This is a genomic window from Neptunomonas sp. (genome assembly GCF_041601355.1).
Lineage (GTDB): Bacteria > Pseudomonadota > Gammaproteobacteria > Pseudomonadales > Balneatricaceae > Neptunomonas.
In genome coordinates, this window is record NZ_JBFIIH010000124.1 from 1 (window position 1) to 11,377 (window position 11,377).

The window sequence follows — 11,377 nt, forward strand, 5'->3', positions numbered from 1 at the left end:
ACGAGACATACGACGAGTAATACCTCCCATGGCGATATCATATTTACCTTCCTTAAGGTCACCAACCAAACCCTTCCATGTCGTCTGAACAAAACGTACTTCAACCCCCAGTTCTGTCGCAAGATGATTGGCTACATCGACGTCATAGCCTGAGTAAGTCTCGCCATCAAAGAAGGTGAAGGGCTTGTAATCCCCCGTTGTTCCTACCGTCAAATACCCTTTTTCCTGGACATCATGGAGGATATCGGCAAAGGAGCTAAAACTAAGCGTTACCGTTAACAGGAGTAGGGCTTTAGATAGTTGTATCGAAAGCTTCTTAGATCGTTGCATAAGTTGTTGTGTAAGTAGTTTCATAAAATGCCATCTTCCTTATTTTTATGTTTAAATCGCACTGCTGTTTTTTTTGCGTATATACGCAACAAGTGTCACATTAATACTCTTAAACCCAACAAAAAAGAAGTCAGCAGACAAAGAGCACCGTAGATTTATGAATACAAGCAGTGGCGAATACGGCGTAGGTGATAACTCCTATAAAGCAGCAGGAGAGTTGGCCGGCATTACCCGCCTTGTCGATGACTTCTACGACAACATGTGTACATTGTCAGAAGCGAAAATAATACGCGATATGCATCCTGGTGACCTGACTGAATCACGCACAAAGCTCGCCTATTTTTTATCAGGCTGGCTCGGCGGCCCAAGGATTTACGCCACCACCTTTGGTAGTCTGAGTATCCCGGCAGCACATCAGCATTTACCGGTAGGTAAGGCAGAGAGCGAAGCATGGCTAACCTGCATGCAAAAAGCCCTCGCGAAGCAACCGTATGAAGAGTCGTTTAAAGTGTATTTAATCACGCAACTGCGAGTGCCCGCAGAACGAATCAGGGCAGTGTGCGCGAGAAATCCCTAAGCTAATAAGCCTGTAATTACCTGCTACTGTGGACCCATAACATATTAAGAAGACATATTAAGCAGCCATATATAATAGCTATGCTTCGCAGTCCGCTAAGTAAAGAAAAGCTACAAAGCTGACATGAAAATTATTCATTCCTCGATAGTTATCCAAAACTCAGTTATTTTGGTTGTATATATTCATCTATTTGGTACGGGCTTTCAGTTGATATGTTTAGCTCACTTAAATCTAGACTTTACATTTTTCTTCTCATTGTTGCTCTGCCTGGTGTCATAACAATTTTTTATCAAGCCACTCAGCAGAGAGCTTCAGCCATTGAGAAACATACTGCTCACGCTATCGAAACGGCAAGGCGGCTTGCGCATGCACAAGCAATAATTATTAAAGATACCGAAAATTATCTGCAACATCTGTCATCCGTTAAAGAGATCCAAAATCCAAGAAGTGACGCTTGTCAGGTCTTTCTGAGTAAAATTATTAATCTGAACACTACCTACATCAATATAGGAATACCTACCTCAGACGGTGAACTGCTATGTAATGCTTTGCCATTAAGCAAAAAGGTTAATGTGTTTGATAGAGCCTATTTTCAGCAATCATTGACGAATAAGGTGTTTTCTATTGGTACTTATCAGCATGACCGGGCGTCGCAAAGCAGCAGTGTTAACTTTTCATATCCAGTCATCGCCGCCGATGGCACAGTTACCGCGATCGCTGTAGTGGTCGTTTCACTGGATTGGTGGAGTCGCCAACTTTCAAATTACAACCTCCCTCCAAGATCGATTGCCTTCATATCTGATGAAGAGACTTCAATCGTCGCTAATTTTCCGGTTCAGGCCTCTTTACATGGTCTGACACCAGGTGAGTACAACGTAAGCATAGAAGCTGCTCGTGAATACGATCTGCAGACCGAAGTAATTCAAGGTAAGGATGAACTTTTACGGATTTTTACACATAAAACGCTATATAAAAAAGCCAATGGAAAAACCGTAACCGTTAGCGTGGGCATCCCTATAGATAGCGCTTTAGCGCAAGCGAACTATCAGTTCGTCACTAATCTTTTGTACTTTTTGATCTTCTTGGGGGCCGTGACTGTTTTGGCTATTAAGGGACTACGTTCTGGTATTTTACAACCCCTGCAACAAATTACGGGTGCCACGGCCAGGCTTGAAAAAGGAGAGTTAATTGAAAACTTACCCACTAATGGAGCCAGGGAACTGTCGATACTCGGCGAGCGCTTTAAAAAAATGGCTGAAGCGCGTTTAAAGGCTGAAGAAAACGCTAAGAAGCGCAGTGATGAATTAGATTCTGTCTTCAGTGCGTTACCTGACCTTTACTTTAAATTAAATCGCGATTTTATCATTCTCGAATACAGAACATCCTCTCCGGGCGACCTTTATACGTCACCAGACTTGTTTCTTAGCCACAACATGTTGGATGTTCTGCCAACTGAAATCGGTAAGCTTTTTCAGCAGAAAATTCTTGAGCATGTTGCGAATAAGAAGTTAACCACATGGGAGTATCCCTTAGATATTGGCGGTAAGCGCGAGTTTTTTGAAGCACGTGCAAATGCGATACATCAGTCCAACGATATGATTATCGTCATAAGAAATATTTCAAGAAGAAAGCAATATGAAGAATCACTGCTGTTATCAGCATCTGTGTTTGAAAATAGCAGTGAATGCATGATGGTTACCGATAAAGACACCTTTATCCTTAATGTCAATCCGGCCTTTACCGAAGTTACCGGCTATACAAAAGAAGAAGTTCGTGGCCTTAAAACGAACATTTTATCGTCAGGCCATCATGATCAGGACTTCTACCATACACTGTGGGAAGCCTTGAAAGACAGTGGCTGCTGGAAAGGAGAAATATACAACCGCAAAAAAAATGGTGAAGTATTTCCCGTTTGGTTGAGTATTAACAGTATCTACGATGAGAGTCATCAGGTCGTACGGTATGTCGCGCTTTATCGTGATATCTCGGAACAGAAAAAAGCCGCCGATTTAATATGGCAGCAAGCGCACTTTGACCACCTTACCGGTTTGCCTAACCGCAACACCCTGATTGATCATATGAGTCACGAGATCACTCAGGCTCAACGTCATAATCTGCTATTGGCTACTCTGTTTCTGGACCTGGATGATTTCAAACACGTCAATGATACGCTTGGCCATGACAAGGGAGACCAGCTTCTTAAACTGGTTGCTACCCGGCTAGCAACTAGTGTTCGCTCAGAAGATCTTATTGGCCGACAAGGGGGAGATGAATTTATCATTATTATGGGGAGCCTGCCTAATCTGACGCCTGCTATTCGAGTCGCTGAAAAAATCAAAAACAGCTTCAGCGAACCCTTCGATCTTGAAGGAAAAACAGTATACATCTCGGTCAGTATTGGTATCTCCTTCTATCCGCTAGACGGTACAAATAGTACTGAACTGTTGAAAACATCCGATCAGGCTATGTATGCAGCCAAGGAGTCTGGGCGAAACTGTTACCATTGTTTTAAACCCTCGATGCAGGAAAGCGTGGTGCAACGTATGCAATTAATTCACGATCTGCATATTGCGCTTGAGGCTCAACAGTTTCTGCTCTATTTTCAGCCGATTGTCTGTTTGAAAACGGGAAAAATACAAAAAGCCGAGGCCTTAATTCGCTGGAATCATCCGCTTCATGGCGTAGTTTTACCCTGTGAATTTATACCGCTGGCAGAAGAGACGCGGCTCATCACTGACATAGGGGAGTGGCTATTCAATGAAGGTTGCCGTTCACTTAAAAAGCTGCAACAGGCGTTTGGCTCCGATTTTGAATTAAGTATCAATGTATCTCCCGTTCAATTTTTGGATTCCAAATCCGGACTCCTGCCATGGCTTGAAAAATTAACCGGGCAGGGCTTAAGCGCTTCATCTATCGTTATCGAAATTACGGAAGGACTCCTGATGACGAGCAGTGAAGAGAGTTTATCGACTCTGCTACATTTCAGAGATGCCGGTATCCAGGTCGCACTGGATGATTTTGGTACCGGCTATTCTTCACTGGCGTATATTCAGCAATACGATATCGATTATTTGAAAATAGACAGAGAGTTTGTCAGACAAATACCTGAATCTACTGACTCAAGGGTGCTATGCGAATCTATCATTGTCATGGCGCATAGACTGGGAATTAAAGTGATCGCCGAAGGGATTGAAACCAAAGCTCAGGAAAGGGTGCTTACTGAAATGGGATGTGACTATGCTCAGGGTTACTTGTATTCTAAACCAGTACCACTCAATGAATTTATAAAGTAATCCTCTGCCCACTTTCTACTCATTCATTGCCTATGCATAATGGCGCATCTGTCTGCAGGCGCTGTCCTGCACATCCTGGCGGACATCAAAGACGATAAGTACGTCGTCGGGTTTGATTAGTCGTAGGCAGAATTAATAAATCATCAGGGCACGTGTGTAGAGCAATAAAGTTTGCCCGTTAGTGAATCGCCGCCAGCCGTGATCACCATTGTAAGCGGTTACGCTGCAGAAACGGGTCAGAAATAGGCTGGTCAGCTATGATATTAATCCGATGGGCTTCTGCTGAGTCGATTAGTAGATGAAAAGGACGTTTATTCCGCTTATTCTCTGATTATGCCTTCTTAGGCAATAGGAGATGTTTTGCGCAAAAGCTGTTCCATGACGGAATCGGCGGTTAACCATAAGAGGTACATTTATGAGTCATACCTATCGCTATATCCTGGGCAGTCATACCTATCAATTTAAAGATCTGGCTGAATTAATGGCCAAAGCAACACCACAGCGATCCGGCGACCGATTAGCTGGAGTGATAGCCCAGTCAGCAGAAGAGCGTGCCGTAGCTCAGCTTACTCTTGCCGATGTAACACTGAAAACATTTTTAAACGAAGCCTTGGTGCCTTATGAAGAGGACGAAGTTACCCGCTTAATAATGGATGAACATGATAGTGTGGCATTCGCACCTATTGCCCACTTAACCGTGGGGGATTTTAGAAATTGGCTGTTAAGCGATTATGCAACCAGTGAGGTTCTGGCACAAATTCGTCAGGGTATAACCCCGGAAATGGCTGCTGCGGTTAGTAAAATTATGCGTAACCAAGATTTGATCTTAGTGGCTAAGAAATGCCATGTGAGCAGTGCATTTCGTAACACAATCGGGCTGCCCGGGCACTTGTCTACGCGGTTACAGCCTAATCACCCGACGGACGATGTGAACGGTATTGCAGCAAGTATTTTAGATGGCTTGTTGTACGGCAATGGTGATGCGGTCATTGGCATTAACCCCGCCACGGATAATGTTGCTCAGGCAATCAAATTAATGCATTTAATGAATGACGTGATTCAAAAGTACGCCATTCCTACCCAGAGCTGCGTGCTGACCCATGTTACCAATACCATAGAGTGCATTGAGGCCGGTGCACCGGTTGATTTAGTGTTTCAGTCAATCGGCGGTACAGAGGCGACCAATAGCAGTTTTGGTTTTAACTTAGCCACGTTGGCTGAAGCGCAAGACGCCGCCCAAAGCCTGAAAAGAGGTACTGTGGGTAACAACCTGATGTACTTTGAAACCGGACAGGGCAGTTCGCTCTCTGCTAATGCACACCACGGCCTGGATCAGCAAACATGTGAAGTACGGGCCTACGCTGTGGCACGCAAGTTTAATCCGCTGTTGGTGAATACCGTGGTGGGTTTTATCGGACCAGAATACTTGTTTGATGGAAAAGAGATTACCCGCGCTGGGCTTGAAGATCATTTTTGCGGCAAGCTACTCGGCCTGCCGATGGGTTGTGATGTGTGCTACACAAATCATGCGGAAGCTGACCAAAATGATATGGATAATCTGCTTACCTTACTTGGCGTGGCGGGCTGTGCATTTGTAATGGGCATCCCGGGTTCAGACGACATCATGCTTAATTATCAAACTACCTCATTTCATGATGCCCTATATGTTCGCCGGGTACTTGGCTCTCGTCCTGCACCAGAATTTGAAGATTGGTTACATAAGATGGAAATTATGCGCAGTGGGGGTAAACATGTTTTATCCGACGCTATACCCGCGCCATTTGCCCGCTCATTGAAATCAGTAGGGGGAGGTCTGCGTTGAAAAAATCAACTTCAAAAAAAAGTGAATGGATAGGCGGCACACCCGGGCAAAAGTCACACCAGGAAAATGGCAAGGTGGTAGAAAATCCTTGGAGTACGTTGCGCAGCTATACCGATGCGAGGATAGGGTTAGGTCGTGCAGGTATTAGCTTGCCCACCTCAGAAATGCTTGGTTTTCAGTTGGCACATGCCCAAGCGCGGGATGCTGTAAATTTACCGTTAGATATTGACACACTACGTGAAAAGCTCAGTACGTTTAGCGCAGGTCGCGACAGCCAACCAGTACGCGCCGCACAAACAGAACCTGCTAAATGTTGCACACCGTGTCCACCGATTGCATTACATAGTCAGGCGTACGACAGAATGACGTATTTACAGCGGCCTGATCTGGGTAGAAAGCTCAATGATGCGTCAAGAAATTCGTTACACCGTTATATGGCAGAACAGGGTGGTGAGGCCGAGCTAAAACATGATTTGGCGATTGTCATCGCCGATGGTTTGTCGTCTTTAGCGGTACAACAAAATGCCGTGCCCTTTATTCAACACTTAGTGACACTGCTACAAGATGATCCACAGCCCTGGAATTTGGCACCTTTTACGCTGGTAGAGCAAGGCCGGGTCGCTATTGGTGATGATGTCGGTGAATTGCTTAATGCTCAAGTGGTATTAGTGTTAATCGGCGAGCGACCGGGCCTTAGCTCTCCGGATAGTCTTGGTTTGTACTTAACCTGGCAGCCCAAAACTGGCCTGAATGACGCCAGTCGTAATTGCATCTCGAATATTCGCCCGGCAGGTTTGGTTTATGAAGAAGCGGCTAGACGGACATTATTTCTGCTGCGTGAAGCGCGGCGTTTAAAGCTCTCTGGGGTGAACCTTAAGGATCGCACCCAAGACGGTGTGATTGAAAATCGGGCACAGAACAAAAACTTTCTTTTATCGGATGAATAACACTTTCACGTTATCTGCCTGAGCTGATTTGACAAAAAAATAATATGGCAGGAGAAAAAGTACGTTGGAAAATAACAAGGAGTAGTTTGCCAAAAGGCAATTTAAACGGCTGGATAGCTGTGATGTATTTAACCCTTATTTTGTCTTTAGCTGAAATGTCTGCAGCGATACCTGCCGCAGGGGGAAGATATAGTTTTGTCAGACAAGCCATGGGATCGACAGGCGGCTATTTGACCGGCCTTGCAGCATTGATTGAATACACTTTGGCGCCCGGTATGGGGTTTGGGCGGCATTACCCTTTTCTATGTGGTTGTTTTTAGCAGTAGAGGGTGGGGGGGATTACTGCTGAAGAAGCAAAGATCCGGTTAAAGATGTGCCTAAGAAGCACCTAAGGGGTCATAAATGGTCACTCAAACACCTGAAGAAAGGTTGGGCAATACTCCCTATCCAAAGGGAGTACCGGTCCGGTAAATAATAAATCAATGCGCTTATGAAATAGGTGAAGGGGCCTTTACTTGCTTCATTAAGTCTTCATTCCATTCACCTTCGACAGAAAAATGAGCGGCTGCACCCAGCATGATGGCTTCAATCAAATTATGGCTAACATAAGCATACGTTCCCGGCTGACGGAATGTGTAAAGCGCAGCACCAGCGGAACCACCCGCGATAAACCAGGTTTCAATGTTCGACTGGGGCGTGTCATGAAAAGAACCCGACTGCCATACTAAATCCCCGTGTCCGCCGATCAGATGAGGGCGAGAATCGCGATTGGCCTGAGAGTGAATGATTAAGACATTCTCTCCTACCTTGGCTTTAAGTGCGTTATCCCCGGTCAGTGCACCGACAGCACCGTTAAAGACCACATGACTAGGCGTTAACGTACGCATTACATCCAGCATATCCCCCATACTAGCCATCACACTATCGTAAAGTTTATACTTGCCCTGAGCATCTTTTGGCAGATAGAAATCCTGTTCCCCAACATAATACGCACGATCATAGTGCGCAGGCTCACCGTGCTTATCCTTCAGACCATCCCGCGGCAATACCATAATGGCACCGTTCATACCTGTGACCACATGAAAGGGTATCATCACACCGCCAGGTGCACAGTGGTAAACGAATACACCTGCTTTGGTAGCTTTAAAGCGCAAAATAGTTTCTTGACCAGGCGCTACTTCAGTCAGCGTTCCTCCTCCCATCGCGCCAGTAGCAGCATGAAAATCGATGTTATGAGGTAAGGTATTCGTCGCTGGGTTAATCAGCGTAACTTCTACGTAATCATTTTCATGACAAACAATCATCGGACCCGGAACGCTACCGTTAAAAGTACAAGCCCATATTTTTTCTCCGCTCGCTGCTAACGTAATCTGTTTTTCTTCTATCACCAAACGCACCTTCACTAATCGAGGCTGTTTAGGTGCCACTTGATCATGCACAGGCAGAAATGGTGGTGTTACCAATTGCTGCTCTACTATATCAAGCCCGGCCACATCCATCGCCGCTGCATAACTGGTCGCAGATTTATGACTCGCTGCCTGAGATTGCCCAGTCAACGCTATAGCACCCACAGCGGCGATGGAAGATCCGATAAAACCCCGGCGGCTAATGCCAGACAATCCTGAATCTGAACTTTTTGTTTCATTATTATCAGCCAGACGAGCAGCATGATCTGAAAATTCATTCGACATATTTGTCATTATATTTCCTTATTTGTTTTTACATATGATTATAATTATTAAGTTATCGCTAATATTATTAAAACATTTTCTATTGTTAAAATATCTTAATTATTTATTGAGCTTAAAAATCATTGTGTATAATTTTAAAGTTATAACAGCATGAAAAAATTGACTAATCTCAAGTAAATAATTTTTCTTTTAAATGAAGTTATCATTTAAAGTGAAGCTCACCAGTAAATGAAAAATACTGAAACTATCATATTTATTTTCAGAAAAAATAGGTGGAAAATAAATCACTCACTTTTATATAAAATACATAGCCGGGGATATAGTGATGATGCAGATATACAGAAGCCAATATTATACGATGGCAGATATAGTTGATTATTTTGGTGTTAATTATTCGACGGTAAGCGGATTAATAAAAAAGGCTGCAAGAAGTAAGACCTGCCCCTCTTATCTGTTTGGGCCCGATATATTTAGGTTGACAATAATAAAGTCATATTCGAAGATTAATTGAATATTTTTGGTCTGTATTGGTCAAAAACTATCGTCTTCAACCACCAGTGAATCAAAACAGATGTTAGCACGGAATTTATTATTAGTTTTTATTATGTTATCGGGTAGCGTGCAGAACGCCTTCGCCACGACAAATCCAGATTCCATTATGGATAAGCTACGCGAAATCGATGCCAACGTACTATTTATCCGTCATGCTATTGCTCCTGGTTTTGGTGATCCTGATAATTTTGTTATTAACCAATGCAATACACAGCGAAATTTGGATGCCGTTGGTCGAAGTCAAGCTATCTCATTAGGGCAGAAGCTAAAGCAGTCGAATATAGTGGTTGATAAAGTGTATTCAAGCTATTGGTGTCGTTGCATCGAAACCGCCGAACTTTTACAACTTGGCGTAGTTGAAAAATTCGCTGGACTGAACTCATTTTTTGAAGAGCATGCTGATCGCAATCAAACACTTAAGTTACTCCAAGAAAAGCTTGAAGAACTCAACCAAAATAGTCTTACACTGATGGTCACGCATCAAGTAGTAATCCAGGCTGTGACGGGTATGGGTGTCTCGTCTGGGGCAGTTGTTGCCTACAACACACGAACACGCAAAGCTGTTAGAGTCGCGATTGAATGATTTTCAATAAGGGTCATATATGGTCCGCCTTTAACTATAAATACCTTTTAATACCGCGATCCTCTATGTATCAGAAAAAAGTGTCAGCGAAAAAAATGGCGGAGAAAAAATGAAACACGATTCTGAAGCGAATAAAAAAAACGCGATTGCATTTTATCGAACGGCGTATTTAGGTGATCCAGCCAGTGCTGTGAAACAGTACGTAGGTGCCGAATACAAACAGCACAATCCTTTGGTTGGCGATGGGAAATCGGCATTTATCGAATATTTTGAAGAGATGTCTGCATCATATCCCGACAAAGAGATAGAATTTGTCCGGGCTATTGCTGAGGGCGAATTGGTGGCGTTGCATACGCACCAAACATGGCCTGGAAACGAGGAATATGTAACTATGGACTTCTTTCGCTTTGATGCAAATGGAAAGATAGTCGAGCACTGGGATTCGATACAGCAGGTGCCGAGTTATTCGAAGAACGGCAATTCCATGTTCTGATCAGGCAATTAACAGAGTTTGCCCCGGGTTTTTAAATTCCTTGATGAGTTAATGTCAATACTGGGGCATATCAAGCCCTCTATGTCAGGATGAAAAGCGTAATGAAAATTGCAATTTTAGATGATTACCAAGGTGTCGTTAGCACTCTGGATTGTTTCAACATACTCAGCGGTCACGATGTTCAGGTTTTTAATGAATCGATTAGTGATATCAATGAACTCGCGTTAAAACTAACTGATGTTGAGGCATTAGTGTTAATTCGGGAACGTACTCACATTACGCAAGAGTTGTTATCAAAACTCCCGCAACTCAAGCTTATTAGTCAAACGGGCAAAGTAAGCAATCACTTGAATGTAGCGCAGTGTCATAAGTATGGTGTCTCTGTTGCTGAGGGTATCGGTTCTCCCATAGCGCCTGCCGAGCTTTGTTGGGCTTTAATCATGGCGGCTTCACGAAATATTCCAGAATACGTAGCGCATCTTTCACATGATCAATGGCAGCAATCAGGAGTACTGGGACTGGGCCGAACATTGAATGGATTAACCTTAGGTATTTGGGGTTACGGAAAAATTGGTCAACGTATAGCGCAGTACGCAAAAGCATTTGGTATGTCGGTTGTGGTCTGGGGTAGTGAGTCATCAAGAGCATTGGCTCAATCACATGGCTTGGGTTCCGCATCTTCCAAACGGGAATTTTTCAGTACGGCCGACATTGTTTCACTTCACTTGAGGTTAAATGAAGTGACCCGCTGTTGTGTGACGCAATCAGATTTATCACTGATGAAGCCGGATTCATTATTTGTGAATACCAGCCGCGCTGAGTTAATCGAGCCGAATGCCTTGTATACCGAAATGAAAGCGAATCAAACCAAACGCGCTGTATTGGATGTGTTTTTAATGGAGCCGGCAACGAAAGAGAATGAGCCATTGCTTTCGTTACCTAATGTGCTTTGCTCACCTCATCTTGGCTATGTCGAAAAGGGCAGTTATGAACTTTACTTCAAGATTGCGTTTGAAAACGTCGTGGCTTTTGCGCAAGGAAAACCACAAAATTTAGCGAAGGTGTAACGCTTGTTTTAGTCGGGTAGCT

General features: G+C 43.9%; 9 protein-coding genes and 1 pseudogene. 8 read left to right on the forward strand and 2 right to left on the reverse strand.

What is annotated here, in order from left to right; translation table 11 throughout:
* Positions 1–354, reverse strand: a 354-nt coding sequence (locus tag ABY436_RS16145) for a transporter substrate-binding domain-containing protein (RefSeq protein ID WP_372739965.1), incomplete at its 3' end; no start/stop codon positions are given.
* A gap of 133 nt (positions 355–487) precedes the next feature.
* On the opposite strand from ABY436_RS16145, the gene ABY436_RS16150 reads away from it, so the two are divergent.
* The 5 genes and pseudogenes from ABY436_RS16150 to ABY436_RS16170 all read left to right on the forward strand — a co-directional run.
* On the forward strand, positions 488–907 hold the full coding sequence (locus ABY436_RS16150) for a group II truncated hemoglobin (RefSeq protein ID WP_090727533.1): 420 nt from the start codon (positions 488–490) through the stop codon (positions 905–907).
* 212 nt (positions 908–1,119) lie between these two features.
* Positions 1,120–4,200, forward strand: coding sequence for an EAL domain-containing protein (locus tag ABY436_RS16155; RefSeq protein ID WP_372739966.1), 3,081 nt, complete (start codon positions 1,120–1,122; stop codon positions 4,198–4,200).
* A 415-nt stretch (positions 4,201–4,615) separates the two neighbouring features.
* Positions 4,616–6,022, forward strand: coding sequence for an ethanolamine ammonia-lyase subunit EutB (locus ABY436_RS16160; protein WP_372739967.1), 1,407 nt, complete (start codon positions 4,616–4,618; stop codon positions 6,020–6,022).
* A 29-nt stretch (positions 6,023–6,051) separates the two neighbouring features.
* Positions 6,052–6,969 (forward strand): ethanolamine ammonia-lyase subunit EutC, encoded by a 918-nt coding sequence (eutC, locus tag ABY436_RS16165; protein ID WP_372739972.1) that lies wholly within the window; start codon positions 6,052–6,054, stop codon positions 6,967–6,969.
* Between the two features lie 113 nt (positions 6,970–7,082).
* Positions 7,083–7,241, forward strand: a pseudogene (locus ABY436_RS16170) (ethanolamine permease); the annotation flags it as partial.
* Between the two features lie 216 nt (positions 7,242–7,457).
* Here the strand turns inward: ABY436_RS16170 and nirK are convergent.
* On the reverse strand, positions 7,458–8,669 hold the full coding sequence (gene nirK / locus ABY436_RS16175) for a copper-containing nitrite reductase (RefSeq protein ID WP_372739968.1): 1,212 nt from the start codon (positions 8,667–8,669) through the stop codon (positions 7,458–7,460).
* A gap of 649 nt (positions 8,670–9,318) precedes the next feature.
* Between nirK and ABY436_RS16180 the strand changes: the two genes are divergently transcribed.
* The 3 genes from ABY436_RS16180 (at position 9,319) to ABY436_RS16190 (ending at position 11,355) form a co-directional block, all read left to right on the forward strand.
* A complete protein-coding gene (locus ABY436_RS16180; protein ID WP_372739969.1) occupies positions 9,319–9,795 on the forward strand; it encodes a histidine phosphatase family protein in 477 nt (158 codons plus the stop codon).
* Positions 9,796–9,904: 109 nt separating this feature from the next.
* Positions 9,905–10,288, forward strand: coding sequence for a nuclear transport factor 2 family protein (locus ABY436_RS16185; protein WP_372739970.1), 384 nt, complete (start codon positions 9,905–9,907; stop codon positions 10,286–10,288).
* A gap of 101 nt (positions 10,289–10,389) precedes the next feature.
* Positions 10,390–11,355 (forward strand): D-2-hydroxyacid dehydrogenase family protein, encoded by a 966-nt coding sequence (locus ABY436_RS16190; RefSeq protein ID WP_372739971.1) that lies wholly within the window; start codon positions 10,390–10,392, stop codon positions 11,353–11,355.
* Positions 11,356–11,377 lie beyond the last annotated feature (22 nt).

What these genes read in the sequence shown, in the direction of transcription:
- ABY436_RS16150 (WP_090727533.1), top strand. Translation starts at nt 488, where the DNA reads ATGAATACAAGCAGTGGCGAATACGGCGTAGGTGATAACTCCTATAAA.
- ABY436_RS16155 (WP_372739966.1), top strand. Translation starts at nt 1,120, where the DNA reads ATGTTTAGCTCACTTAAATCTAGACTTTACATTTTTCTTCTCATTGTT.
- ABY436_RS16160 (WP_372739967.1), top strand. Translation starts at nt 4,616, where the DNA reads ATGAGTCATACCTATCGCTATATCCTGGGCAGTCATACCTATCAATTT.
- nirK (WP_372739968.1), bottom strand. Translation starts at nt 8,669, where the DNA reads ATGACAAATATGTCGAATGAATTTTCAGATCATGCTGCTCGTCTGGCT.
- ABY436_RS16180 (WP_372739969.1), top strand. Translation starts at nt 9,319, where the DNA reads ATGGATAAGCTACGCGAAATCGATGCCAACGTACTATTTATCCGTCAT.
- ABY436_RS16185 (WP_372739970.1), top strand. Translation starts at nt 9,905, where the DNA reads ATGAAACACGATTCTGAAGCGAATAAAAAAAACGCGATTGCATTTTAT.
- ABY436_RS16190 (WP_372739971.1), top strand. Translation starts at nt 10,390, where the DNA reads ATGAAAATTGCAATTTTAGATGATTACCAAGGTGTCGTTAGCACTCTG.